26 protein-coding genes are annotated in these 26168 nt (G+C 36.3%); 25 read left to right on the forward strand and 1 reads right to left on the reverse strand.

Annotated features, from left to right (window positions below; genetic code table 11):
* Positions 1–199: 199 nt before the first annotated feature.
* Both RBU59_RS18725 and RBU59_RS18730 read left to right on the forward strand, forming a co-directional pair.
* Positions 200–418, forward strand: coding sequence for a cation transporter (locus tag RBU59_RS18725; RefSeq protein WP_308143998.1), 219 nt, complete (start codon positions 200–202; stop codon positions 416–418).
* A 155-nt stretch (positions 419–573) separates the two neighbouring features.
* On the forward strand, positions 574–2424 hold the full coding sequence (locus RBU59_RS18730; RefSeq protein ID WP_308143999.1) for a heavy metal translocating P-type ATPase: 1851 nt from the start codon (positions 574–576) through the stop codon (positions 2422–2424).
* 92 nt (positions 2425–2516) lie between these two features.
* Here the strand turns inward: RBU59_RS18730 and RBU59_RS18735 are convergent, their stop codons facing one another.
* Positions 2517–2888, reverse strand: a complete 372-nt coding sequence (locus RBU59_RS18735) for an ArsR/SmtB family transcription factor (protein ID WP_308144000.1) — start codon at positions 2886–2888, stop codon at positions 2517–2519.
* Positions 2889–3429: 541 nt separating this feature from the next.
* On the opposite strand from RBU59_RS18735, the gene RBU59_RS18740 reads away from it, so the two are divergent.
* From RBU59_RS18740 to RBU59_RS18850, 23 genes are all read left to right on the forward strand, one after another.
* Entirely contained in the window at positions 3430–4152 is a 723-nt protein-coding gene (locus tag RBU59_RS18740; RefSeq protein ID WP_308144001.1) for a GntR family transcriptional regulator, read from the forward strand.
* A 189-nt stretch (positions 4153–4341) separates the two neighbouring features.
* Positions 4342–5241, forward strand: coding sequence for a PfkB family carbohydrate kinase (locus tag RBU59_RS18745; RefSeq protein WP_308144002.1), 900 nt, complete (start codon positions 4342–4344; stop codon positions 5239–5241).
* Positions 5238–6575, forward strand: coding sequence for an ABC transporter substrate-binding protein (locus tag RBU59_RS18750; protein ID WP_308144003.1), 1338 nt, complete (start codon positions 5238–5240; stop codon positions 6573–6575). The genes RBU59_RS18745 and RBU59_RS18750 overlap by 4 nt, the downstream gene beginning before the upstream one ends.
* Before the next feature lie 84 nt (positions 6576–6659).
* Positions 6660–7541 carry a carbohydrate ABC transporter permease gene (locus RBU59_RS18755; RefSeq protein ID WP_308144004.1) on the forward strand — a complete coding sequence of 294 codons (882 nt, stop codon included), beginning with the start codon at positions 6660–6662 and terminating at the stop codon, positions 7539–7541.
* 118 nt (positions 7542–7659) lie between these two features.
* A complete protein-coding gene (locus RBU59_RS18760) occupies positions 7660–8487 on the forward strand; it encodes a carbohydrate ABC transporter permease (RefSeq protein WP_308144005.1) in 828 nt (275 codons plus the stop codon).
* Between the two features lie 63 nt (positions 8488–8550).
* Positions 8551–9531 (forward strand): SIS domain-containing protein, encoded by a 981-nt coding sequence (locus RBU59_RS18765; RefSeq protein ID WP_308144006.1) that lies wholly within the window; start codon positions 8551–8553, stop codon positions 9529–9531.
* Positions 9532–9548: 17 nt separating this feature from the next.
* Positions 9549–10385: a sugar phosphate isomerase/epimerase family protein gene (locus tag RBU59_RS18770; protein WP_308144007.1), complete on the forward strand. Its 837-nt coding sequence runs from the start codon at positions 9549–9551 to the stop codon at positions 10383–10385.
* 453 nt (positions 10386–10838) lie between these two features.
* Complete coding sequence (locus tag RBU59_RS18775; RefSeq protein WP_308144008.1) at positions 10839–11498, forward strand: amino acid ABC transporter permease; 660 nt, start codon at positions 10839–10841, stop codon at positions 11496–11498.
* Positions 11479–12156, forward strand: a complete 678-nt coding sequence (locus RBU59_RS18780) for an amino acid ABC transporter permease (protein ID WP_308144009.1) — start codon at positions 11479–11481, stop codon at positions 12154–12156. Before RBU59_RS18775 ends, RBU59_RS18780 begins: the two co-directional genes overlap by 20 nt.
* 33 nt (positions 12157–12189) lie before the next feature.
* Positions 12190–12945: an amino acid ABC transporter ATP-binding protein gene (locus RBU59_RS18785; protein WP_308144010.1), complete on the forward strand. Its 756-nt coding sequence runs from the start codon at positions 12190–12192 to the stop codon at positions 12943–12945.
* A 139-nt stretch (positions 12946–13084) separates the two neighbouring features.
* Positions 13085–13981: a cysteine ABC transporter substrate-binding protein gene (locus RBU59_RS18790; RefSeq protein WP_308144011.1), complete on the forward strand. Its 897-nt coding sequence runs from the start codon at positions 13085–13087 to the stop codon at positions 13979–13981.
* Positions 13982–14215: 234 nt separating this feature from the next.
* Complete coding sequence (locus RBU59_RS18795) at positions 14216–15058, forward strand: transglutaminase domain-containing protein (RefSeq protein WP_308144012.1); 843 nt, start codon at positions 14216–14218, stop codon at positions 15056–15058.
* 205 nt (positions 15059–15263) lie between these two features.
* Entirely contained in the window at positions 15264–16247 is a 984-nt protein-coding gene (locus tag RBU59_RS18800; protein WP_308144013.1) for a hypothetical protein, read from the forward strand.
* Between the two features lie 135 nt (positions 16248–16382).
* Positions 16383–16697 (forward strand): PadR family transcriptional regulator, encoded by a 315-nt coding sequence (locus tag RBU59_RS18805; protein WP_308144014.1) that lies wholly within the window; start codon positions 16383–16385, stop codon positions 16695–16697.
* Complete coding sequence (locus RBU59_RS18810) at positions 16698–17204, forward strand: DUF2812 domain-containing protein (RefSeq protein ID WP_308144015.1); 507 nt, start codon at positions 16698–16700, stop codon at positions 17202–17204.
* A gap of 107 nt (positions 17205–17311) precedes the next feature.
* Complete coding sequence (locus RBU59_RS18815; protein ID WP_308144016.1) at positions 17312–18298, forward strand: effector binding domain-containing protein; 987 nt, start codon at positions 17312–17314, stop codon at positions 18296–18298.
* A 374-nt stretch (positions 18299–18672) separates the two neighbouring features.
* Positions 18673–19041, forward strand: a complete 369-nt coding sequence (locus RBU59_RS18820; RefSeq protein WP_308144017.1) for a BlaI/MecI/CopY family transcriptional regulator — start codon at positions 18673–18675, stop codon at positions 19039–19041.
* Between the two features lie 5 nt (positions 19042–19046).
* Entirely contained in the window at positions 19047–20951 is a 1905-nt protein-coding gene (locus RBU59_RS18825; RefSeq protein WP_308144018.1) for a M56 family metallopeptidase, read from the forward strand.
* 176 nt (positions 20952–21127) lie between these two features.
* Positions 21128–23020: a leucine-rich repeat protein gene (locus RBU59_RS18830; protein ID WP_308144019.1), complete on the forward strand. Its 1893-nt coding sequence runs from the start codon at positions 21128–21130 to the stop codon at positions 23018–23020.
* A gap of 82 nt (positions 23021–23102) precedes the next feature.
* Entirely contained in the window at positions 23103–23255 is a 153-nt protein-coding gene (locus RBU59_RS18835; protein ID WP_308144020.1) for a hypothetical protein, read from the forward strand.
* Positions 23256–23402: 147 nt separating this feature from the next.
* Entirely contained in the window at positions 23403–24215 is an 813-nt protein-coding gene (locus tag RBU59_RS18840) for an alpha/beta fold hydrolase (protein WP_308144021.1), read from the forward strand.
* 346 nt (positions 24216–24561) lie between these two features.
* On the forward strand, positions 24562–24912 hold the full coding sequence (locus RBU59_RS18845; protein ID WP_308144022.1) for a metal-sensing transcriptional repressor: 351 nt from the start codon (positions 24562–24564) through the stop codon (positions 24910–24912).
* A gap of 214 nt (positions 24913–25126) precedes the next feature.
* On the forward strand, positions 25127–26116 hold the full coding sequence (locus tag RBU59_RS18850; protein ID WP_308144023.1) for an energy-coupling factor ABC transporter permease: 990 nt from the start codon (positions 25127–25129) through the stop codon (positions 26114–26116).
* Positions 26117–26168: the final 52 nt, after the last annotated feature.

Genomic DNA, 26168 nt, shown 5'->3' on the forward strand with positions numbered 1-26168 from the left:
AATATACTAAAGACAACAATCAAATGATTGCTTGATTGATAAATCATTTAATTGATATGTGCTTTGTAAAAATATAGTGATCGAGGGAACGGCAGCCGAATTGAATATATATATATGCAAATATTCATTCAAAAAACAATATTGCATTTAAACACTCGAATCAATTATATAATTTAAATGAACTGAAAGGGGAAATAATATGAAAAAGATAATTAAATTACAGGATCTGGATTGTGCAAACTGTGCAGCAAAAATTGAAAATGCAGTGAAAAAGCTGGAGGGAGTAACCGGCGTTAAGGTTAATTTTCTCAGTCAGAAGATGGAGCTTGAAGCTTCGGATGACAGGTATGATTCGGTATTAAGCGAAGCCATAAAGGTCATTAAAAAAATTGAACCGGATGTAACCGTGAAGGCATAAATCCTGTGCTGCCGCAGATTCCTTGATATTTTGTACATATAACAGAGGAATATCATTTCTTATTTGCGGCAGCTTTTCTTATTTAATTATGATATTTGGCAGCACCAGAGTCCGGATGACCGGATTCATGCTTATTAAAAAGGAGGATAACAGACATGTCAAAAAGGGAAAAAAAGCAGTTGATTCGAATTTTTATAACAGCAGGTCTGTATATTACTGCAATTCTTCTGCCTTTTAACGGGATTGCTAAATTGGCTGTCTTTCTAGTGGTGTACTGTATTATCGGAGGAGACATTCTTCTGAAAGCAGGAAGAAATATTTTACATGGTCAGGTTTTGGATGAAAATTTTTTGATGGCCGTGGCAACGGTAGGTGCATTTTTTTTAGGAGAATATCCGGAAGGTGTTGCAGTTATGTTGTTTTATCAGGTAGGCGAATGGTTTCAGTCCTATGCGGTGTCAAAATCCCGACGCTCTATTTCGGAATTAATGGATATACGTCCGGATTTTGCTAATGTGCTTCGTGACGGGCAGCTGGTACAGGTAGATCCGGAGGAGGTGTCAATTGGCGATACCGTTGTGGTTAAACCGGGAGAGAGGATACCGTTAGACGGCATTGTAACAGAGGGGGTATCCTCCATAGATACTTCTGCGTTAACCGGTGAGTCCGTGCCAAGGGATATACAGACAGGGCAGGATATTATCAGCGGCTGTATTAACCAGACTGGGCCGCTGACGATTCAGGTTACAAAAGAATTCGGGCAGTCCACCGTAGCCAAAATTCTTGAGCTGGTGGAAAACGCCAGTGACAAGAAAAGTAAAAGTGAAAACTTCATTACAAAATTTGCAAGATATTATACACCGATTGTTGTGATCGGAGCGGTATTATTGGCAATTCTGCCGCCTTTGCTTACAGGTCAGGAATTTGACATCTGGGTAGCCCGGGCATTAACCTTTTTGGTTATTTCCTGCCCCTGTGCCCTTGTCATTTCCATTCCTCTAAGCTTTTTCGGTGGAATCGGCGGTGCATCAAAATCAGGTGTTCTGGTGAAAGGAAGCAATTATCTGGAAGCTCTTGCAGATACAGAGGTAGTTGTGTTTGACAAAACAGGAACCCTGACCAAAGGTTCCTTTGCGGTAAGCAAAATACAGCCGGAGAGTATGACAGCAGAGGAATTGCTGGAAGCTGCAGCTTATGCTGAGGACTACTCCAATCATCCCATTGCGATATCCATTAAGAAGGCTTATGGAAAAGAAGTGGAGTCCTCCCGGGTCTCTGACATAGAGGAAATTGCAGGCCATGGTGTAAAAGCAGTTTTTGACGGAAAAGTAATCCTTGCAGGTAATGTAAAATTAATGCAAAAGGAGAATATCCCTTATAGCAAGGAGGTTTTAACCGGTACCATTGTACATCTGGCAGTGGAGGGTAACTATGCCGGGTTTATCTGTATTGAAGATGAGATAAAGGAAGATTCCAGGCAGGCAATCAAGGACCTGAAAGCGGCAGGAATAAAGAAAACGATCATGCTGACAGGGGACGCAGATGCGGTCGGACAGAAAGTGGCCGGTCAATTAAAGCTGGATAAGGCTTATACGGAACTGCTTCCCGCCGATAAAGTGGAGCGGATGGAAGAGTTGATGAGAGAGAAAAGTGCCAAAGGGAAGCTTGCATTTGTCGGCGACGGAATCAATGATGCACCGGTTCTTGCCAGAGCGGATATCGGTATTGCCATGGGCGGATTAGGTTCTGATGCTGCCATTGAAGCAGCCGATGTGGTTATCATGACGGATGAGCCATCTAAGATTGCCAAAGTTATGAAGATATCCAAAAAGACACTTAGGATTGTAAGGCAAAACATTATTTTAGCATTAGGGGTAAAAGGTGTGGTATTAATTCTTGGAGCTTTTGGTCTGGCTTCCATGTGGGCCGCCGTATTCTCTGATGTAGGTGTATCCGTAATTGCTATCTTAAATGCAATCCGTGCCTTAAATATCAAGAAAATATAGGGCAGTATGATGTTAAAAAACTATTTTGAACCGGGAATCCTAATAAAGGGTACAACGGTTTAAAATAGTTTTTTTATTTGTATAGAATTAAATTACAAATGCGGGTTCGTAGGGCAGTTTAATTGGAAGTAATCATCAATCATCCGATGTACCAGTCGGGCCCTTTCATTATCGGACAGGGTATAATACACTTCCTTACCATCCCGTCTGCTGGTTATGAGATTGTTTAATCTCAGAGTTTTCAAATGATGGGAAACAGCGGCGTCACTCATGTTTACGGCAGCGGCAATATTGGAGACACATTCTTCCGAGTGACAAAGTAGCCATAAAATACGCAGGCGTGATCCGTCGCATAGCTGTTGAAAAGTTACGGCAGCTTCTAAAAACCGGGACGCCTCCGGCATTTCTTTTAATATTTTCTCAATATTCTGACCATGATCATGGGGCATAATTATGTTATTCATATAGTAACTCCTTTGAATGGATTTTCTTTCGATTAATAAAACCTTTCTGTTTTCTATAGTATCCTTCCTTGCAATACATGTCAAATAATAAAACATGGTGTTAATTCAGTTATAAAAAATTACATATTTTCTAAATTAAGATAATGCAAATATATTTAGAATAATATAAAAATAATATATTGACATGTATTAACACGTATTATATTATGAATGTAATATTGTACTATTATATTATGGTGATTTAATTGGATACTTATGACTAAATAAAAGACGAAGTTTTTAATGCTGTGGTATTAGCGGGCTTGATACTTTTGAGGAATGGAGAAGAAATATATCATGTTAAAGGTACCAAGGAAAGTTTTGCAAAAGCAGATGGACCTTAAGACATGGAAGTAAACTTTGGAAGTACACCGCATTAGCATTACGATGATGGGAAGGCTGGAAGAGAATAAAAGATGAAAGGATGCCACACTGAGTTCTTTCAACCAGTGTAATATGTGGCAATACTGCGAACCAGTTTGCGGTATAAATGGGTATAAGAATGAAATTCGAAAAAATTGACAGTTTGCCTTTATATACACAGCTTCAAAACCATATAAAGAAGCAGATTGATCAAAGAGATCTGGAACCGGGTGATCAGATTCCATCTGAAACAGAGTTGCAAAATGTTTATGGAATGAGTCGTGTTACGATTCGAAAAGCGATAGCAGAACTTGTAAAGGAAGGTTATTTAGTTAAAATACAAGGAAAAGGAACCTATGTAAGTCAGGTGGCCGACTTTGATTCTACAAATAATATCAGAAGTTTTACGAAACTCTGTATCATGCAGGGACATGCTACAATAGCAGAGGTACTGCATGCAGGACTTGTGAAAGGAACGAAAGAGCAATGTACTTTCCTCGGATTACCGGAAGATTCAGAGGTAATGTGTATCAAAAGAGTTCGAAAAGTAGATGATATACCAATGGTTCTGGAAACAAATTATTTTCATCCGGTATTTGAATTTTTAAAATATGATGATTTACGATATTCTCTATATGATATTCTTATTTCAAAATATCATATTCTGCCTTCTACAAAAGGACTTAATACAGTATCTATCAGAAATGTTCAGGGAGAGGAAGCAGAAGCACTTAAGGTAAAGGATAATATGGCAACGATCTATAATCAAGTAGAAGTGTTTGATGATAAAGGCAAGGCTATTCATATTGTGGAAGAAATCGTGAGAGTAGACAAGCCTGAGGTATTTAAATTCTATTTATAATTACGAAAGTATAAAAAAGCATGCTATAAAATGTTACAGCGTGCTTTTTTGTACTATTTTTTTATGCAAAAAGGAAAAAATATATCTGATTTATTAAAAAAGTAGTTGCAATTTATACAAGACAGTGTATAATGACATATGAAGACGTATTAACACGTACTATTACAATATGAAATGGCAGTGATGAATATGGTGAAATTATTAGGAATAGGAATTGGAACAATGGACATTTACCGGCATCATGGAATGATGTACCCGGGAGGAAATGAATACAATATAGCCTATCATGCCTCAGCGCTTGGAGGTCAGGCTGCGTTTATGGGGGTATTTGCAAACGACGAGGTAGGCAAGATTTTATTTGATACTTTGGATAAACAGGGAATAGACTTGTCGCATTCTCATCATGAAGAGGGAACAAGCGGATATGCCATTGTAGATCTTGTGGATGGGGATCGGGTTTTTATAGATTGGAATAATCATGGAGTTACCGATGAACATCCTTTTGAAATTACAGAAGAAGAAATAATATATGCAAAACAATTTGATGTGGTCTGTACAAGTCATTATGGACGTCTAACTTTAGAAAAAGTAAAAAAACTGGCACAGGGTGGAGCACATATTTGTTATGATTTTTGTGATTTTTTTACATTAAAAGATATTGAAACTCTTGCACCCTATCTGGATTTCGGATTTTTATCTGCCAGTCATGTACAAGATAAAGAAGAAATAAAAGAACTTTTAGAAAAGGTTGTTACCTTAGGATGCAAAATCGCGGTAGCGACTATGGGAGGTGATGGATCGATTGCCTATGATGGAAAGAAGTTTTATATACAGTCATGCATTAAAGTAAAAGCTTCTGATACCATGGGAGCCGGAGATTCGTTTATTTGTGCATTTTTAATGAATTATCTGTCGAGGAAGGCTGACGAGTCTTCTGATCTCGATGATAAGATAAGTAATTCACTTCATGAAGCGGCTCTTTTTGCAGCAAAGGTCGTAACAACAAATGGCAGCCTTGGTATTGGTTACAAAGTCAATGTCAACGACCTGAAACAAATTCTGAATATTAAAGAAAGGGAAGAGATATGAAAAAAAGAATTTTAGCATTAATATTAATTGGTATGATGTCCTTGGGGAGTATTACGGGGTGTAGTAACGGAAGTTCATCAAATCCCTCAGCAGGTGATGGGGCAACTTCTGGGGATAAGGTTAACACTGGTTCCGGCGATGAGAAGGTTACAATTTCTTTATTAAACAAATATCCTGAAAAAGGTTATGTGGAATATTTTCAAGATGCAATTGCAGATTATGAAAAAGCAAATCCTAATGTAACAATTAAAATGGAAAATGTAAGTGATGCAGCAATGAAGGATAAGCTTAGTGTCTTAGCCTCCGGCGGAGATATGCCCGATATTTTCTTTTCATGGTCCGGTGAATACCTGAAAAAGTTTGTCAGAGCAGGTAAGGCAATTGATTTAACTACTTATTTAGAGAAAGATTCCGATTGGAAAAATGGATTTTTACAGGCTTTTTTAAATGAAAGTACATTTGATGGAAAATCCTATGCAATACCATATAGGAGTTCTGTTTTATATATGGTGTACAACAAGCAGATATTTGCAGATAATAAATTAGAAACACCTAAAACCTGGGATGAATTCCTTGCAGTTTGTGAAACCTTAAAAAAGAAAGATATAACACCAATATCATTTGGGGATTCTGAGAACTGGTATACTATCTGGTGGGTTGGTCAACTAAATGCAATGCTGGTGGATAATGATACACTTACTAAGGATTATAATCCGCAGACGGGTACGTTTACTGATTCCAGATATGAAAAAGCAGTTCAATATTTTTTGGATTTAAACAAGAATGGATATCTAGGGGAAAATGTTAACTCGAAAGATTATTATCAGGTTAGGGAAGAATTTTGCGCTGGTTTATCTGGTATGATTATGGATGCTACCTCACAGTTTTCTTTTTATGCCGATGCTCTTGGAGATCAATATGGGTATTTTAAAATTCCTACAATTGAAGGTGCAGAGGGGAATCAGACAGCTGTAACCGGAGGTTCTGAGGTTTATGCTGTTTCCTCCAGCTGTAAGAATCCGGATGTAGCGGTTGATTTTATTAAATTTATGACAACAAAGGATCAGGCAATAAAACAGACAACAAAAACAGGTCTTCCTAATGCAATTAAAGGAGGAATTACAGAAGCTACCAGCGATGCAACTACCGTGGATGCTTATTTTACCGCCGAAGAATATACGAATATAGCATCCTGGCTTGATACGGCAGTAGATGCGACCGTAGCAGATGCATATATGACTTCTCTACAGGAAGGTTTAGATGGTAAATCAGCCGGAGATATTATGAAGAGTGTACAGGAAGCAGCATCAATCGCAGCGGCTAACTATAAGTAAAAAAAGTCCTGGCTGCTGAGGGATATATATTATAAATGTGTAAAAATATAAATTAACCTCGGCAGCCCTATGAAGGAGTATCTTATGGATAAAAGAAATAGAAAGACTGTTTTTCTATATTTAGCACCAGCAGTTATTATATCCTCCATTTTTTTATACCTCCCAATATTCATTAATTTATATGAAAGTTTTTTCAGCTGGGGTGCATTAACTCCTAAAAAAACATTTATAGGTATAGAAAACTACATAAAAATGTTTACAGATGATATATTTGTTACCGCTATTGGGAATAACCTTATTTTTGTTGTCGTATCAGTTATATGTCAAATAGGAATTTCATTAGTGATTGCCAGTACGCTAGAGGCAAAATTCATGAGAAAATCCCAACGTTTTTTTCAAACGGTGTACTTTATTCCATCATTGCTTATGGCAACAGTTGTAGGTATAACGTTTAAGATGATCTATAGTCCATCATTAGGAATAATAAATCCCATGCTGGAATTAATCGGAATAAATACTTCACATATTGACTTACTTGGTAATGCGCGTTCTGCTACTTACGCTATTGTAGCAATGTCCCAGTGGCAATATATTGGATATACCGTTATTCTTTTTGTAGTTGCTATACAGAATATTCCGGAAGACTTGTATGAAGCAGCAGCAATTGACGGAGCACCTGCCATTAAGAAGTTTATGTATATAACAATACCCCAGCTAAAAGATACTATTTTAATTAATACAATTATAACGGTGACTGGTTCGATCAGAGAATATGATGAAGTTTTTGTTACGACAAACGGAGGACCTGGAACAGCAACAGAAACATTAGCTACCTATTTATATAAGGTTGGCTTTAAAAATGATCAAATGGGATATGCGTCTGCAATAGCATTTTTTATTTTTATTTTAACGTTCCTGATAGGTTTGCTGCAAATGAACAGCTATCATCTGGAAGACAGCAACTAGGAGAAAAAGGTTGAAAGATAATCTAATAAAGAAGGGATTTTGCCACATAGGGCTTCTTTTAACCATACTATTTAGACAGTACCGCAGACCTGCCTGCGGTATGCAAGGGGTGTAAACTATGAAAGCCAGAACAAAAGCTGTACCATTAGCTTGCCATTTAGTTTTTACTATATTAGCAATCATTATTATTCTGCCTCTATTATGGATGATAATTACCGGTTTCAAATCAAATAGAGATTTATTCCTTTCGCCGTTCAGTATACCCAAAAAATGGATGTTCAGTAACTATATAGATGCCTGGCAATCTGGTATTGGAGTATATCTTAAAAATAGTATTATAGTTACTATCGCAGCGACCGCGGTATCCACATTTATAAGCTGTTTGGCTGCTTATCCTTTATCAAGATTAAATTTCAAAGCAAAAAGAGTTACAGTTTATTTTATTATGGGAGGTTTAATGCTGGCACCGCAATCGTCGGTGATATCCCTATATAAAATGATGAGATTAACAGATTTATATAATACTACAACTGGACTTGTTTTAATTGATGCAGCATTTCGTATTCCATTTGCAACTTTTTTACTAATGACTTTTTATAAGAGTATCAGTTATAGCTTGGATGAGTCTGCGTTTATTGACGGTGCTTCAACATGGGAAATCTTTATGAAAATCATAATGCCTCTCAGTAAACCAATTATTGCATCCTGTGCAATTGTAAGTTTTCGTGCTGTATGGAATGAATTACTATTTGCAAACGTTTTGCTGGAAAGTGATACTAAGAAAACAGTCCCAGTTGGGCTTATTAACCTCCAGGGAATGACGACTACTAACTGGACTGTTGTTGTAGCAGGAATGGTAATCTCCTCGTTACCTTTAGTTATATTTTTCCTGGTGATGGAGAAGCAATTTGTACGCGGCCTGACAGCCGGAAGCGTGAAAGGATAAGTTCTGCTGGTAAGAAATTAGTTCAAAAAACTATGTGAAAAATTAATATAAGGAGATAACATAATGGAAATAAAAAAAATAATCGAAAAGATAATAAAAGAAAAAGAAAAATTTGGTGGTATTAAAAATATTGTTTGGATAGCAGCAGGGGGATCTTATGGTGGGTTTTACCCCGCACAGTATTTTATGGACCGTGAATCGAAGACGATTCATTCTCAAGTGTTTACCAGCAATGAATTTGTCTATGCACCGCCTAAATTCTGCGGACCGGATACGATTGCTGTTATATGCTCTATGAGAGGAACTCCTGAAACCTGTGACGGCGCCCAGATAGCAAAAGATTTGGGGGCTGTGACAATCAGTTTGTATGTTGACGAATCAAGACTTACAGAAATCTGTGATTATAATATTAAATATCAAAGTATAGCACTTGATGAAAGTAGACAGGATATGGTCAACTCCAGTATGGGCTTAAAAATTGCTATGAATCTATTATATTTAACAGAAGATTTTGGGGGTTATGCGGATGCAATGGCAGGATTTGAAGTGTTACATGATATTTACCAGGATGCTGTAGAGTATACCAAACCTCTGGCTCAAAAGTGGGCAGAAAAAAACAGAAATAGTAAGACAATTTATGTTATGGGCAGCGGCCCTGCAATGGGATCGGCATATATATTTTCAATCTGCAATCTGATGGAAATGCTGCAGTTGGATTCACCTACCGTTAACTGCTGTGAATTCTTCCATGGTCCTTTCGAAATATTAGATAAAGGAACTTCCGTTTTTCTGTTAGTCAGTGAAGGTAGAGTTCGCCCGGCAGATGAAAGAGCAATTAAGTTCTTAAAACAGTATGGCGGAGATAATGTATATATTTTAGATGCTAAGGAACTAGGTATTAACCGAATAAAGGATTCCGTATCGGAATATTTTAATCATGTTTTATTCTCACCTATACTGAATAACGTCTATATGCGTGAGCTGTCTTACGTGATTAAACAAGATTATATGACACGTCGTTACATGTGGAAAGTAGCATACTAGAAAAAGGAAGGAACCTTATGAAAAATTTGAGAGTATCTCAGATTGCTGCTTCTAATTATCCGTATTATAGATATTCCCTTGATTATACTCTGGATTCTTTGGAGCGTATCGGAGCGGAAAATATTGAATTATATGCCTGTTATCCTCATTTACATATTGATGATACGGACTCCGTCAGATTAAAAAGCATAAAAAAGAAACTGAAAGACCATGGATTAAAGGCGATATGCTTAACTCCGGAGCAATGTTTGTATCCGGTTAATATAGCTTCAAAAGATATAACAGCAAGAAAGAGAAGTATAAATGTATTCGAAAAATGTATAAAATTTGCCGCTGAGCTGGAAATAGACTTATGTATGTTCTTAGCAGGATACGGCTGCCTGGATGAAAATGATGAGGATATATGGAAACGATCCGTGGAGTCTTTGACCTATTTGACGGATATTGCTAACAGTTATGGTATTGAAATTGCTTTAGAATCATCTCCAAAAGAATATACAGTTACACAAAGTTCGGCAGATATCATAAAAATGATTCGGGAAATAAATTCACCGGTACTTAAGGGATTAATTGATACAGCAACCTTAGGATATTCCAATGAGACAATGAAAGATGCCGTAAACACCTTAGGGAATTATTTAAGGCATGTGCATGTAGGAGACGGAATCCCCAATGGACATCTTATTTTAGGAGATGGAAATCTAGACTTACCAGATATGATAAATGAATTGGATAAAACAGATTATAAATATTATCTTAGTCTGGAGATTCTAAATGACAAATACCAGAGAATACCAGAAGCTGCAATGGAGCAATCTTTTAAATGGATAAAATCATATATAGAAAATAAATAAAATAGAACAGATACTTATAAGGAAACCTCAACCATGTATTTTTCAGAAAAATAATGGCTGGGGTTTTTGTTCTTTACAATGTTTTATATGTGCAGAACCATAGTAAAAAAACATAATAAATAAAATAGTAAAAGGCATTGACAAACGGATAGGATTAATATACAATACCAATATCATATAATTCATATAATAATAATATGAATTAATAAAATAAAAATCAGCAGAGGAGATGTTCCTATGAAATTTATAACGAAACAAAATGACATACGAAATATTGATATTAAAAACTGTTGTTGCATGTGTATTTTCTGTCGTACGGAATAATTGCATGCAGGTTTTCAGATGAGTAAGTTTTATAGTAATCTTGCAAGGGTGCAAAAATTCCGTAAGCAGGTGCATGGCGCAACTGCTATTTTTTATGCGTATATAGCGCATTAGGGAGAGGATAGGGAAATGAATCTTGATTTTATACACAAATATACTCCACTTTATATAGAAGCTGCGAAACTTACAGTCCGGATTGCTTTCATTGGAATTATACTTTCAATTGCAGTAGGTTTTCTATGCAGTTTGATTCGTTATTATAAAATACCGGTATTGCACAGGGTAATAGGAGTATACATAGAACTTTCCAGAAATACTCCCTTATTGATTCAATTATTTTTTTTATATTTCGGATTACCGAAGATAGGTATCATGTTAAGTTCTAAGACCTGCGCCATCGCTGGACTCATTTTTCTCGGCGGAAGTTATATGTCGGAAGCGATAAGAAGCGGATTGGAAGCAGTTCCGGATAGTCAGCTGGAATCCGGTTTAAGTCTCGGATTAACTAAATTACAAGTCATTCGATATGTCCTTATGCCCCAGGCAGTTTCCATATCCGTACCGGCTTTTGCAGCAAATGCAATTTTTCTCATTAAGGAAACTTCGGTTTTTAGTGCGGTTGCGTTAGCAGATTTGATGTATACGGCAAAAGATTTAATCGGATTGTATTACGAAACAAATGAGGTTTTACTTATGTTAGTGATTGCATATTTAATTATTTTATTACCGGTTTCAATCCTATTTACATTGTTAGAAAGGAAATTAAGACATGCGGGATTTGGGGATTAGTGTTCTGTTTCAGGGTAAAAATTTTGTAAGACTCTTAGAGGGATTGGGAATAACTATAGGAATTTCCTTACTTGCAGTAGCAATATCCATTGTGCTTGGTATTATCCTTGGGATGATCATGACGATAAAAAATCCGATCATAAAGGCAGTGACCAGGGTTTACCTGGAATTTGTCCGTATCATGCCTCAACTGGTTCTTTTATTTATTGTGTATTTTGGTGTAACAAAAGCTTTTGGAATTCATCTATCCGGAGTAGTCTCCGCAGTGATTGTATTCTCCATATGGGGAACCGCAGAAATGGGGGATTTGGTCCGGGGTGCTCTCTCCTCCATACCAAAACATCAATATGAAAGCGGTAAGGCAATTGGTCTTACAAAATTGCAGATTTGCTTCTATATTATCATACCACAGACTATAAGACGGCTAGTACCCCTTGCTATTAATCTGGTTACCAGAATGATAAAAACTACATCGTTAATTGCATTAATCGGCGTTGTGGAGGTTGTGAAGGTCGGGCAGCAGATCATTGAAGCTTCTCGTTTATCCGTACCGAGTGCAGCCATTTGGATCTATGGTGTAATATTTTTCTTTTATTTTATCGTATGTTATCCGATTTCTCTGCTATCAAGGAGATTAGAAAAGGCCTGGAAGTATTAGAGGATAATCAGAAAGGAATTGTGTGATATATCAATGAGTGAGAAAGAAACTATTTTAGAAATGAAAGACCTGAAAAAAAGTTTTGGTACCTTAGATGTATTAAAAGGTATTTCCTTAGAGATTAAACAAGGTGAGGTTGTAGTAGTTGTTGGTCCTTCGGGATGCGGTAAGAGCACCCTGCTTCGATGTATTAATGGGCTGGAGGGGATACAGGGCGGCGAGATAACACTGAGAGGGGAAACGATCAGTAACCAGACGAAAAACATGCATCTGGTAAGACAGAAAATCGGTATGGTTTTTCAAAGCTATGATTTATTTCCTCATATGACAATTCTTAACAACATTTTATTAGGACCTTTAAAAGCCCAGGACAGAGCTAAAAAAGAAGTAGTCAAAGAAGCTGAAGCTTTGTTGAGAAGGGTTGGTCTTTTTGAAAGAAAAGAAACTTATCCGAGACAGTTATCCGGCGGACAAAAGCAGAGAGTTGCCATCGTAAGAGCATTATGTATGCATCCGGAGATTATGTTATTCGATGAGGTTACCGCAGCACTGGACCCGGAAATGGTAAGAGAAGTTTTGGATGTTATGCTGGAGCTTGCGAAAGAAGGCAGTACCATGATAATCGTAACCCATGAAATGCAATTTGCCCGTGCGATTGCAGACCGGATTATCTTTCTTGACAAAGGTGAAATTGTAGAAGAAAGTGAACCGGAAGCTTTTTTCACCAATCCGAAGACGGAGAGGGCTAAGAAGTTCTTAAATGTATTTGAATTTGAACATGTTAAGTAAATCCACCGTCTCCAGGCGTAGTGAGTGGGAATATTGGCTTTGATTACCGTGAAAGGTATTAAAAATAGAGAAGCAGATGGGGTAACGAATCCGTCTGGCAATAATATTTGGTTTGTAACCAGGAAAAGAGGAGAATAAGATGAAACAATTTAAAAAAGTATTTACCTTACTATTTATAGTAACATTAATTACTGCGGCATTCACCGGTTGTGGCAGTAAAGCAGGAAATGATACGAAAGAAAGTACGGGTTCCGATACAACAACAGCAAGACAGGGCGGTACTGCAAGATCTCTGGAGGAAATAAAAAAAAGCGGTAAAGTAGTGATTGGTGTATTCAGCGATAAGAAACCATTTGGTTTTGTGGATGAAAACGGTGCTTATCAGGGATATGACGTATATTTCGGCAACCAGATTGCTAAAGATTTAGGCGTAGAAGTAGAATATGTTCCGGTGGAAGCAGCCAGCCGTGTTGAATACCTGGTTACCGCTAAAGTAGATATTATTCTTGCTAACTTTACTGTTACGGAAGAAAGAGCAAAACAGGTAGACTTTGCCAAACCTTACATGAAGGTAGCATTAGGCGTAGTATCACCGGATAGTGCTTTAATCACTGCACCGGAACAGTTAAATGGCAAAACTCTAATCGTAAGTAAAGGAACCACAGCAGAAACTTATTTTACTGAAAATTACCCCGACGTTAAATTATTAAAATTCGACCAATATTCCGAAGCTTACAATGCTTTATTAGATGGCCGCGGAGATGCATTCTCAACGGATAATACGGAAGTGCTTGCATGGGCCCTTGAAAATAAAGGATTTTCAGTTGGAATTGAGTCTTTAGGGAACTTAGATACCATAGCACCGGCAGTTCAGAAAGGCAATGGGGAATTATTGAACTGGCTGAATGAAGAAATCGTAGCTTTAGGTAAAGATAATTTCTTCCATAAAGATTATGATGAAACCTTGGCACCGGTATACGGAGATGCTGCTGATCCGGAAAGTCTGGTAGTTGAGGGCGGAGTTGTTGAAAAATAATTTTATTATTTTTATGATAAATTAGTTTTTATAGTACCAAAGCTTTTATAATAGTCATAAAATTCATAAACATATTGTAACACAAAAGTACCGGATTTCTTCAGAATAGCCGGTACTTTTCTATATCAGGGAAAAACTTCCTTTAGTTTATTTCGCTTTTCTTAATCTGTGTTATTTGTTATAATAAGTCATATACGGTGACTATTAACTTTTATGTATACAAAGGAGAAGCCTATGAAGAGAAAATTAATCGTTTCTTTCCTCGTATTTATGTTAGTACTTACTTTACCAATTGAGGCAAGTGCTAAAACTTATACAACCAAAAAAGAGGTATATAATATTATCAAAAAAAATCTCTTGGCGCATAAAGATTCATTTACCATAACAACAGAGACGGATGTGATGAATGAGATAGGAAGAAATGCAGATCTGTTCAGTGCGGTTGTTGCCCTTGATGATGAGAAAACATCAAAAGACGGTGATTATCTTAATTTATCCATAAGCAGCTGGAGGAGTAATTGGCAGTGGAGCAGTCAGGGAGAGACAGCAAAACTGACCTTTTCGGCTGTATACAAGACAACCTTAGAGCAGGAGAAAGCAGTAGACGGGAAGATATCGGAGATTCTGGATGTTTTAAAGCTGGACAAAAAGACAGAATATCAGAAGGTGAAAGCCATTCATGACTACATCATCAAGAAAACCAGTTATGATCAAAGACTGGAGAATCATTCGGCGTATGATGCTTTATTTAATAAATCAGCCGTATGTGAGGGGTATGCCCTGGCGGCTTACCGCTTATTTACGGAAGCCGGTATCAAGTGCCGGATTATTACCGGATATGCAAAAGGTGTTTCCCATGCATGGAATATAGTTTCTGTAAATGGAAAATGGTACAATATTGACCTTACCTGGGATGACCCGATTACAAATACCGGTAAACCGGTGTTAAGTTATGATTATTTCTTAAAAAATACGAAGGATTTCAGTGATCACACAAGGGATAACGAATATACTATGAGCGCTTTCCTAAAAAAATATCCGATAGCAAAAGAAAGCTATAAAATGAAGCAAAAGTAAAAATACAAAATAAAATTATAAAAACAAAAAGCATAGAAAATAAATACAGAATAAAATTCAAAAAATGCCGGAGTCAGTTCAGTATCCACCGGCATTTTTTTTATAGGATAGTTCTCATCACTTCCCTATAAAAATTAAAACCCTGCCAGGTTTAATTATTTCCTGGATTCATATAATTAATTAATGAATTAAGGAACGAAATAAAGTGAAATTAGTAGAAAGGAATAAAAAGAGATATATTATAAGGCTTTTTACATTAGTGATAATCCTGCTTATCTTTATCCTATCACGAGAATTTAATAATCGATTACCTGAAACAGAAATGGTTATGGGAGGTAAGTTTTATAATCAGGTTTTTGAAAATACGGAGAAAGCAGTATTAAATAATAAGGCAGATGTAGAGAAGTATTACCGTCCTTCCAAACTACCGGTACAAAATGTTAAATACGATCTAAGTTTTATTGATAAATACTTCGGAAAAAAATATTCACAGATCAAATTACCGTTATCTTTATTTAAAACACCGGAAGATACAATCATGAATTATTTCAGTATACTTCGGGATGCTGCCAATCCTCAGGAGGGGAAGAATGCAGGGTGCGGGACAATCGGTAATGCAACACTGCCTTATCCTGTTGCCTACAATTTTTTATCGTCTGAATACCAAAAGAAATTATCTTATGAACAATATTTAAAAACTTTTGAAAACATATTGCACATCAGTTTAATAAAATATAAAGAAATACCGGTATATAATAATTTATCAAATATAGTGCGTTATTTTGTAGAAATAGAGACAATAGAAGGATCAGAAAAAGAAGCAGCTTATTTTGCATATTATTATGGTTTTGTAGATCTTATAAAAGAGGGCAATGGATATAAAATATCGGATGTTAATTTCTATGGGGAAAATTATTTATGTGCACCTATGCATGGATGGTCTTATAATGCAGAGGCAGTAGTTGATGTTAAATATGGCGGCTGGTGTTCCCTGGTGAAGAAGAGGCATCCGACACAACAAAAAGATTATATTAAGAAGATTTATTTTAAGGGAACGGATGGATATGATTATCTGATCGAATTCTTTCAACTTACGAATGATACGGATATCGAAATTGCACAATTTAGAAAAGGTCAGGATAAGAAATGGAAATTAATTAAACTTGAACCTGAGAAGTGTTTAAAATAAGTAACTTTAAATCAGAGAAATACAATTAAAACTATTCCAGTCAATGTAAATTCTGATATTTTATGTATTGACAAATATATCGGCAGATGATATATTCAATATATCGAAAGACGATACATCGGGAGGCGATTAAAAATGGATAAAAATATCCCATTGACGGAAGCAATATATTATATTCTGATCGCTGTGAAATCACCGAATCACGGATATGGTATTATACAAAATGTTTCTGATATAACTAAGGGCAGGCTGATATTAGGTCCGGGAACCTTATATGGAGCAATTAATAATTTATTGGATAAAGGGTGGATCAGACTTTATCGGGAAGAGAAAGATTCCAGAAAGAAAAAAGAATATATTATAACAGAATCCGGAAGAAGTGCATTTAAAGAAGAAGTAATGCGGTTGAAAGAATTATTAGAAAATAGTAAGTATATGGAGGGAATTTAGATGTTGAGATTTCGTTTATATTATGACAAAGATAAAGAGGAAAAATGGCTGAACCAAATGTGCGGGAAAGGTTATGCCTTAAAGAAGTTTTTTCTGGGTTTATATACTTTTGAACCATGTAAAGCGGGAGAATTTATTTACCGAATTGATCTACTGCAGAATTGGGAGGGAGATAAATATGATTATGTAAACTTTCTGGAGGAATACGGTGTTGAGTACGTGGCACAATGGTACCGTTGGGTTTTCTTAAGGAAAAAAGCTTCAGACGGAGCATTTGATTTGTATACGGATCCAGTTTCCATGATTTTGCAGTATACACGAATTAGAAATTTCTTTTTCGTAGGGTTAATAGTAGAATTAATTGCCGGTTTGTTAGAGGTAAGTACGTTCACCTATGGAGTAAACGTAATAAATGCAGGGGGATCCGTTCTGATATTTTTATTATTCGGAATCTTTTTAGGTATGGTACTTAGGTGTAATCGAAAGATAAAGCAGTTAAGGACATAGTAAGAAAGTAGTTTTAAACTGTTTTTTAATTTGATATAAAATATTAATATACTCTTGACTTTGACGTCGTGTCGTACTTTATACTTTGAAATATGAGGAGGATAATCATGGAATTACAAACAATCAGTCAGGTATCAAAAAACTTTCATATTTCAACAAGAACACTTCGTTATTATGAGCAGATTGGATTACTAAAAAGCGTTAAAAAAGAAGATTATGCCTACCGCACATATGGGCAGGATGAAATCAACCGGTTACAGCAGATTATTATTCTGCGTAAGTTAAGAATTCCGCTGAAACAGATTATTATTATACTGGAAAGCGATAATTCCAGGAGGGTATTAGAGGTATTCAGGCAGAACTTAATTGAGGTGGAGGATGAAATTACGGCTTTATCAACCATTCGTTCCATACTGCAGACATTAGTCAATAATTTAAATGAAAATACCAATCTGGATATTAAGCTGAACATGTTTAAAGACAAATCCATTCAAAAAATTGTCGATTCCCTGGCTATCTCCAAAATTAATTTTAAGGAGGAAAATGCAATGGATGATTTAAACAAAGCAAATGAGAGTTTAACAAAATTAAAAGATGTAAGGATTGTCTATTTACCACCGGCTGCGGTAGCTGCTTACCAATATGTTGGTGATGAACCGGAAATGCATGTTAACAAGGTAATGGATGAATTTGTACGAAACAGCGGACTGGCTAAAAGAAAACCTGATTTAAGGCATTATGGGTTTAACAGTCCGAATCCAGTTGATGATACCGGATTTCACGGTTATGAAATGTGGGTTACTATCCCGGATGACCTGGAGGTACCGGCGCCTCTTACTAAAAAATATTTTGAAGGGGGATTATATGCTGCTCATATGATTCCTATGGGGGCGTTTGAAGAATGGGGACTTCTTAATGACTGGGTAACGAAGAATAATCCGAATTATGAAAGTAATACCGGAGATAGAGGAGCTGAGTGTATGTTTGGTTTACTGGAAGAACATCTAAACTATGTTAACCACATAAACCTGCCGGATTCAGAACCGGAGAATCTACAATTAGACCTATTATATCCAATAAAAGAAAAAGATTAGTTTATAATATTTAGATAATATAAGGTTAATTCTAAGGTTGATGTTATTCTTAAGTTTTATAACATACAATGGTATGTAAAATCTCTCCCATGGGGTAAGGGAATTACATCCAATGTAATATGAAAACTTAAGGTTATATCAGCCTATTTTTTATTTTATCTGAGTCTATTGTATATCAGAGCTTATTACATATTCAGTCTATTAAAACAGTATAATAAAAATCAATTGATAAATTATATAACCTGCTTACATATATTACATAACATGGGATAAATTTACTGAAAATATATAACGAGATTATATTGACAAAACCGTATTACAAATGTAATATAAAAGCGTAGTACAATTGTAATACGAGAAAGGAGCAAAAAACAATGAACAAAATTTCCGATTCAGAGTGGAAAGTAATGAAAGTGGTATGGAAAAAGTCACCCATATCCGGAAGTGAGATAGTAGATGAACTGGAGGCAGTTACAGGCTGGAACCCCAAAACAATACATACCTTAATTCGAAGGCTGGTAGCAAAAGGTGCTATAAATGCGAAAAAAGAAAATACCTATTATTCCTATTATGCGGCCGTTTCAGAGAAAGAATGTGTAAAAGAGGAAACGGAAAACTTTCTTGAAAAATGCTTTAATGGTTCCTTAAATATGCTGGTAGGCAATTTTATTAAAGAAGACAAATTAACAGATCAGGATATAGAAGAACTTCAAGAGATATTAAAATCAAATAAGAGAAGGTAAGGATTATGAAATATTTGACTGGGATTTTTACAGAGATACTTTATCTTGGAGCTGCTTCAAGTGTATTAATTTTACTTATATTAATGGTAAAGAGGGTTTTTCATAAAACCATAAGCCCGAAATGGCATTATTATATATGGGTTTTACTGCTGATACGGTTATTGGTTCCTTATTCCCCGGAAAGTTCGTTAAGTGTGTTTAATTTGTTTAACAAAACTGCGGAGAAAGTTACTATACAGCTTAATGAACTAAATAACCCGCGGCAGAAAGAAGTACCGGATAAAGTAAAATCAGATAACCAAACTACGATACCTAAAACACCTGATAAGACAGTTGATAACAATACGAAATCCGTTCAGCTAGGCCCTGTTACGGAAGCTTATAACAGCGTACCGGACAGTTCAAACCAGTATAAGGTATTAGACATAATTACTTTGCTGTGGGTAACAGTGGTTTTACTATTAGTTCTATATATTATTTGCATAAACATAATGTTTGCCTATAAAGTTAAGACAAGTTATACAAGATTAACGGATGAAAGAATAAACGGTATACTTAAACGATGCAGATATAAAATGAATATCCGAAAACCGGTAAAACTCCTCACTACGAAGAGATTAAGGGCGCCTTCTCTATACGTAATGTTTCAACCTGAAATTCTGGTTTCCAGTGCATATCTGGATCAATTAAGTGATGCAGAGATTGAGTATATTTTCCTTCATGAACTTACTCATTATAAAAGGAAAGATATTCTGATAAATTGGATTCTTACACTTTTACAGATGATTTATTTTTTTAATCCTCTCATCTGGTATGCTTTTTACAAAATCCATGAAGAGTGCGAAATATCCTGCGATGCGGAAGCCTTAAGGTACATAAAAGAAGAAGAGTACAACAGTTACGGCAATACAATTATTAAATTAATAAGACTTTTTTCAGAATCAAATTTTGTACCTGCAACTGCAGGTATCAGTAAAAATAAATCTAGTTATAAAAGGAGGATACTTATGATAAGTAAATATAAAAAAAGTAAATGGACCAGTGATTTCTTAACGGTACTGTTAATTCTAACGGTTGCCGTAGTCGGTTTAACAGGATGTAAAAAAACAACGGATATGATAGAACCTAATACAGCGGATACAATAGAAACAACAGACAAAACAGATGCAGCAGAAACAACAGACACAGCAGAAACAACTGACACAACGGACACAGCAGGCACAACAGATGAGACAGTAAATAACGATAATAATACACAGATGGAAGAGCATTCGAATTCTGATGATACGAAGGAAAGCAATACTGCAGGCGATAATGATAACAATAATGGAAATAGGAGTGATAACAATACGGATAATTCGTTAAGTGAAACAAAAAATAATACTGGTTTAGCCCCCTCCGAAGGCAGGCGAAATAATACCCGACCAATTCCCGCAGAAGAAAGGCAGAACGTGTTAGTTCCTGACGAAGACAGAGGGAATCATAGCGGTAATCCTGCCGCTGAAAGGGTGAGATTAGTTTCTGATAATGAATCGGTTTATTATGGAGATTGGGTGATTAAAAAAGTGCTGGCATATGGCACGGCCGGAACCTATAGCAAAAAGGATGCGGATAAACTGATAGGAAAGAGTCTAAGTTTCAATGAAAGTCAGGCAACCTGTTTCGGTGATGATCCGACCTTAATTGACCAGAGTGTAAGTAATCCTGAATATACGGAGTCAGAAGTTACAGCCAGAGAATTTTTAGCAAATTACCGTATGAGTTTTGAGAAGTTAGGTATCAAAGCAGATTCCGTGTCTGAAATCAGTATGAGCAATACAGATGAAAGCAGTTGTAATTTCCTGGTTAAAGATGACAATACCCTGGTTTTAGTTGGCGGCGGTACTTATTTTGAATTGACCAGAAAATAAACTGTATTAATATATGGAAAGACTTCCAGCATTTTTCATCGTTTCTGAATGCTCACTGTGATACAATTGATAGATGATACAATTTCTCACTATAATCAGCAATTGGCATATATAATATGATCTTTGGCCGATAAAAGAAAAATATGGTTAAAGAAATCAGAGGAGAATGAGAAACTATGGGAAAAAAGGGAGTAAAGCTAATTACGGGCCTGATATTAATAAGTATGCTATTTATAATGAATGAAAGAATATTAGGTGCGATCATAACTTATGACTTTGAATCAATGTATGAGGGACAGACACTTAAATATAGTATCGTAAATCCTGGCAGTGAAGAGAAACCTGGAACGGTTATGGTAACCGGTATCAAAGGGCAGGAATATTCTTTTGGTGATGTAGTGATTCCTGAAACAGTTTCTAATACAGGAATTACCTATAAAGTTACACAAATCAGTGATTCGGCATTTAGCGGCTGTATGGATTTAGACAGCATCCAATTGCCGGAAACGATAACCGTCATCGGTGACAGTGCTTTTGCAGGCTGCGGCAGTCTGCATACCGTAAATATCCCGGAAAGTGTAACGGATATTGGTGATTATGCTTTTAGGGACTGTTTCAGTTTAAATGGATTAACAATTTCTTCCGGTGTTAAAAGTATAGGTGAAGGCACTTTTTATAACTGCACCGGTCTAAAAAATATACTATTTCCGGAAGGGATAACGAGCATAGGAAAGCAGGCATTTTATAGCTGCAGGAATCTTACCAAAGTACATTTACCGGGAAGCTTGAAAACAATAGGAGAATCGTCATTTTCCGGCTGTACCGGACTTACGGATATCAAAATCCCGGAAAGTGTAACTCGTATAGAAATGTATGCCTTTACAGCCTGTAAGAGCCTTAAGGGTATTCAATTCCCAAAGAAATTAACAAGTATAGAAGCGGGAGTTTTATCCGGATGTATTAAGCTGAAAAGCTTTATCATACCGGAAGGGGTTAAGCGTATCGGCTCATCCGCTTTTGATTCCTGTACCGGCCTTGAGAATATAAAAATCCCATACAAGGTAACAAGTATTGGTGCTTATGCATTTAATAAATGTGGCAGCCTTAAGAAACTATATATACCGGTAAGTGTGAAATCAATAAGGGAGTATGCATTTACAGGTACCAAAATTGATTTTATTGTCTCTAAAAATTCCTATGGTGCGGCATATTTAAAAGAAAATGCGTATTCTTACACATATCTGACTGACAGCCTTACGAAAAAAATAGCATTAGAGGATATCTTAATTAAGCAGAAAGATATCAGAATATATCCGGGTGAAAAGGTAACCTTATCTGTGATTTATTATCCCGGTAATACCACGGATAACAGGAAAATAAGCTGGTCAAGTAATAATAAAAAGGTTGCGGCAGTAGATGTAAACGGCAGAATCACTGCGGTTAGTTCCGGTTCTGCTACAATTACGGCAATGGTGGGAAACAAAAAAACAACTCGAATTATCTATGTTGAATTAAACCCTCCAAAAACCGTAAAAGCAGTTTCCAATGGTTATAACAGCATAAAAGTAACATGGACTAAAGTAGACGGTGCATCTGGTTATAGAGTATATAGATCTACATCAAAAGACAAAGGTTATTTAGAAATAGCTAATGTTTCCAATACCTCGGTCATGGATATTAACTTAGGGAAAGGACGTACTTACTATTACAAAATATCCGCCCGTGGATATACTGGCAAGACTGAATTATACAGCAATTATTCCAAAGTAGTAAGTGCTAAACCGATACCGGCAGTTCCAGCAAAGGTAAAGGCAGCTGCTGTTTCTGAAAATAGTATTAAATTATCCTGGTCTCCGGTAAACGGTGCCGTAGGTTATTCCGTTTACAAAGCGGATTCCAAAAATGGTACTTATAAGTGGCTTGGTAATGTAAGGGCGAAGTCTTATACTGATCCATCATTAAAAACCGGTAAAACGTATTATTATAAAGTAAGAGCTTATAATTACAATTATGTGGGAAACACAAAAGTGTTTGGTGTGTTTTCTTCAGTAGTGTATGCAAAACCGTAAAGATAATACTCTTTTGTTGCTTCTAAGGGGGATATCATGTATAATAATGGTAAATAAATCCCGGTGAGAGGAGTTTAACAATATGAATAGTGCGGGGAGTATGTTTTTTACCTTTTCCATTATTAATCTGTTCTTAGTAGCAGCCTCTGTTTGTATCATGGTTCTGGTTATATATGCCTTAATTCTTTCCATTAAGGCCTTAAAAATCTACATTGAGAAAAATAACAGATTATAAGGAAATATAAGGAAGCCTGTTGTTTTAACAGGCTTTTTCTTCCGTAAAAATACTCAAAAACGGTACTTAATCAGAAGGCTCATTTTATATCACAAATTAATATATTGTGAATAAAATAGAAAGATATTAAATGATAGGAGAATTCCTATGGGATATTATGTTACGGTTGAGCCAAACGTAAAATACTATGTTGAAGATTTAAACCCGGAAGGAAAAAAAACTATATTATTTCTGCATGGCTGGCCCGGAAGTCATAAATTATTTGAGTATCAATTTGATCAGCTGCCGAAGTTGGATTACCGCTGTATTGGAATAGATACCAGAGGATTTGGAGATTCGGATAAACCATTTAGAGGATATGATTTTGACCGTTTATCTGATGATGTAAGATGTGTGGTGGAAGAACTGGGCTTATGCGATTTCACCTTATTAGGGCATTCTAACGGTGGTGCAATCGCCTGCAGATATATGGGACGTCATAAGGGGTTTGGGGTATCTAAGCTTGTACTTGCTGCTGCTGCGGCACCAAGCCTGATTAAACGCCAAAACTTTCCGTATGGAGTGGATAAAGAGTTTGTTTTGAATATAATAGAGGATACTTATAAGGACCGTCCCCAGATGTTAAGGGGATTTGGAGATATGTTTTTTTATCAGCATACTTCCCAGGCTTTTAGCGATTGGTTTTTTCAGCTGGGCTTACAGGCAGCGGGATGGGCAACAGCATCTGTTGCTAATACCTGGATAAGAGATGTTTTATTTAATGATTTAACCTCAATTTGTGTACCAACCCTGATTATACACGGAATTCATGATGCGGTGGTACCATTTCAATTAGGCGAAATTCAGAATCAATATATCAAAAACTCCAGACTGATCCCTTTCCAATTCAGCGGACATGGCTCTTTTTATGATGAGATGGATAAATTCAATGAAGTGGTGGTCAATTTTATAGAGTCATAAGTCTTCTTTAGATCATTATACTAGTATATGCGGACTCAGAGATATCATTGAGGGTTTGCTTAAATACTCCAGGAGGTAGACTTGGTCATATTATGGCGGAAGCCAAAGAATACCTCGGTCCGTATATATTAGCCTGTTTCTGTCAGCCTGTTTTATACAGATCAAACGTTAGATGAAATAATCATTGTTTTTTATAGACATTTATTGGATTGAATGCTAATATACTAATATCCGGTAAATGAAGTAAATCGTAACAGGCAAAAAGCCTGATGGAAAAAGAATATATAGGGTTTTGTTTAGAGGGAAAATTAAATGATCTTGGGAGATTAAGAAAGGAATAGTACGTATGGAAAAGAAAGGACAAGTCCATACCCATAAGGACGCTTTAGGGAATGAATATACTCACAGCCATGGGGCGGAACTGGAACATAAACACAAGCATGAAAATACCAAAGCGGTTTTAAACCGTTTATCCCGTGCGGTTGGGCATTTGGAATCAGTGAAACGGATGGTGGAAGAGGGTAAGGACTGCAGCGAAGTATTAATCCAATTATCAGCTGTAATAGCTGCCTTAAATAATACCGGTAAAGTTATACTGAAAGATCATATAGAGCACTGTATTGTAGATGCGGTTGAATCGGGAGATGAGGAAGCAATTGAAAATCTAAACAAAGCGATTGACCGGTTTATTAAATAGAAAAAATTAATATAATAGTGTGACATAAACAGCTGTGTATAAAAAATTTGATGCACGGCTTTATTATTTAACAGGAAAGATCTCTGAACAATCCAGGAGTAAATAGAGCTGTTAAATAAATCAAAAAAAAGTAATTTATATCCCCTATACGGGCTTGTATTGTATATAAATAACTATATAATGAAAGCAGTACTATTTATAGGAGGATATTAATATGCATATGGCAGACGCTCTGGTTGCTCCCGGGGTTGCAGCAACTATGTATGCTGCATCAACAGCAGCCGCTGCATATTCGGTTAAAAAAGTCAGGCTGGAAAATGATATAAAGAAAATTCCTGTTATGGGAGTTATGTCGGCTTTTGTTTTTGCAACGCAGATGATAAATTTCACGATACCGGGTACCGGTTCCAGCGGACATTTATGCGGCGGACTTCTTCTTTCTATTTTATTAGGTCCCTACGCAGGTTTTCTGTCTATGATTTCGGTACTTTTAATTCAATGTCTTTTGTTTGCAGACGGAGGGTTGCTTGCATTAGGCAGTAACATCTGGAACATGGCTTTTTATGGGTGTTTCATCGGTTATCTGTTAATCTACCGTCCAATGGTAAAAAGAAGTATGAAGTCAGGGTGGATTATTTTGGCTTCCGTTCTTGGCAGTGTTGTCAGTCTTCAGTTAGGTGCTTTAAGTGTAACCCTCGAGACCATAGCTTCCGGTATTACTGCATTATCTTTTGGTCAGTTTCTTTTATTGATGCAGCCGATACATCTTGCGATCGGTACTGTGGAAGGCCTTATAACGGCTGCAGTCGTTATATTTGTTAATAATACCAGACCGGAACTTCTACATAATTACGCTGGAAAGAACCGGGTAAGTTTTAAACAGGTGATTTTAATTCTTTCAGCAGTAGTGGTATTGATCGGAGGAGGATTATCCTTAGTAGCCTCCGCTAATCCGGACGGCTTAGAATGGTCCATTGAGAAAGTTACAGGCAGTACGGAGGTTGCACCGGAAAATAAATATGCTGATGCAGTGAAAGCTGCAGAGGACATTCAGGGTAAAACCGCTGTTTTACCGGATTATTCCTTTGCGGACAGTAATCTGGTACTTGGTACATCAGTATCAGGAATATTTGGTTCTATTGTAGTAGCGCTTGTGTGTGTGGGTTGCGGAATACTCTTTAAATTTTTTAAAAAAAAGGGATAAAATAAAAGTATAATTTAATTATGAACTTTTTTATAGCTAAACATAAATGAAT

Source organism: Anaerocolumna sp. MB42-C2, from assembly GCF_030913705.1.
In the GTDB taxonomy this organism is placed as follows: domain Bacteria; phylum Bacillota; class Clostridia; order Lachnospirales; family Lachnospiraceae; genus Anaerocolumna.

What these genes read in the sequence shown, in the direction of transcription:
- RBU59_RS18725 (WP_308143998.1), top strand. Translation starts at nt 200, where the DNA reads ATGAAAAAGATAATTAAATTACAGGATCTGGATTGTGCAAACTGTGCA.
- RBU59_RS18730 (WP_308143999.1), top strand. Translation starts at nt 574, where the DNA reads ATGTCAAAAAGGGAAAAAAAGCAGTTGATTCGAATTTTTATAACAGCA.
- RBU59_RS18735 (WP_308144000.1), bottom strand. Translation starts at nt 2,888, where the DNA reads ATGAATAACATAATTATGCCCCATGATCATGGTCAGAATATTGAGAAA.
- RBU59_RS18740 (WP_308144001.1), top strand. Translation starts at nt 3,430, where the DNA reads ATGAAATTCGAAAAAATTGACAGTTTGCCTTTATATACACAGCTTCAA.
- RBU59_RS18745 (WP_308144002.1), top strand. Translation starts at nt 4,342, where the DNA reads ATGGTGAAATTATTAGGAATAGGAATTGGAACAATGGACATTTACCGG.
- RBU59_RS18750 (WP_308144003.1), top strand. Translation starts at nt 5,238, where the DNA reads ATGAAAAAAAGAATTTTAGCATTAATATTAATTGGTATGATGTCCTTG.
- RBU59_RS18755 (WP_308144004.1), top strand. Translation starts at nt 6,660, where the DNA reads ATGGATAAAAGAAATAGAAAGACTGTTTTTCTATATTTAGCACCAGCA.
- RBU59_RS18760 (WP_308144005.1), top strand. Translation starts at nt 7,660, where the DNA reads ATGAAAGCCAGAACAAAAGCTGTACCATTAGCTTGCCATTTAGTTTTT.
- RBU59_RS18765 (WP_308144006.1), top strand. Translation starts at nt 8,551, where the DNA reads ATGGAAATAAAAAAAATAATCGAAAAGATAATAAAAGAAAAAGAAAAA.
- RBU59_RS18770 (WP_308144007.1), top strand. Translation starts at nt 9,549, where the DNA reads ATGAAAAATTTGAGAGTATCTCAGATTGCTGCTTCTAATTATCCGTAT.
- RBU59_RS18775 (WP_308144008.1), top strand. Translation starts at nt 10,839, where the DNA reads ATGAATCTTGATTTTATACACAAATATACTCCACTTTATATAGAAGCT.
- RBU59_RS18780 (WP_308144009.1), top strand. Translation starts at nt 11,479, where the DNA reads ATGCGGGATTTGGGGATTAGTGTTCTGTTTCAGGGTAAAAATTTTGTA.
- RBU59_RS18785 (WP_308144010.1), top strand. Translation starts at nt 12,190, where the DNA reads ATGAGTGAGAAAGAAACTATTTTAGAAATGAAAGACCTGAAAAAAAGT.
- RBU59_RS18790 (WP_308144011.1), top strand. Translation starts at nt 13,085, where the DNA reads ATGAAACAATTTAAAAAAGTATTTACCTTACTATTTATAGTAACATTA.
- RBU59_RS18795 (WP_308144012.1), top strand. Translation starts at nt 14,216, where the DNA reads ATGAAGAGAAAATTAATCGTTTCTTTCCTCGTATTTATGTTAGTACTT.
- RBU59_RS18805 (WP_308144014.1), top strand. Translation starts at nt 16,383, where the DNA reads ATGGATAAAAATATCCCATTGACGGAAGCAATATATTATATTCTGATC.
- RBU59_RS18810 (WP_308144015.1), top strand. Translation starts at nt 16,698, where the DNA reads ATGTTGAGATTTCGTTTATATTATGACAAAGATAAAGAGGAAAAATGG.
- RBU59_RS18815 (WP_308144016.1), top strand. Translation starts at nt 17,312, where the DNA reads ATGGAATTACAAACAATCAGTCAGGTATCAAAAAACTTTCATATTTCA.
- RBU59_RS18820 (WP_308144017.1), top strand. Translation starts at nt 18,673, where the DNA reads ATGAACAAAATTTCCGATTCAGAGTGGAAAGTAATGAAAGTGGTATGG.
- RBU59_RS18825 (WP_308144018.1), top strand. Translation starts at nt 19,047, where the DNA reads ATGAAATATTTGACTGGGATTTTTACAGAGATACTTTATCTTGGAGCT.
- RBU59_RS18830 (WP_308144019.1), top strand. Translation starts at nt 21,128, where the DNA reads ATGGGAAAAAAGGGAGTAAAGCTAATTACGGGCCTGATATTAATAAGT.
- RBU59_RS18835 (WP_308144020.1), top strand. Translation starts at nt 23,103, where the DNA reads ATGAATAGTGCGGGGAGTATGTTTTTTACCTTTTCCATTATTAATCTG.
- RBU59_RS18840 (WP_308144021.1), top strand. Translation starts at nt 23,403, where the DNA reads ATGGGATATTATGTTACGGTTGAGCCAAACGTAAAATACTATGTTGAA.
- RBU59_RS18845 (WP_308144022.1), top strand. Translation starts at nt 24,562, where the DNA reads ATGGAAAAGAAAGGACAAGTCCATACCCATAAGGACGCTTTAGGGAAT.
- RBU59_RS18850 (WP_308144023.1), top strand. Translation starts at nt 25,127, where the DNA reads ATGCATATGGCAGACGCTCTGGTTGCTCCCGGGGTTGCAGCAACTATG.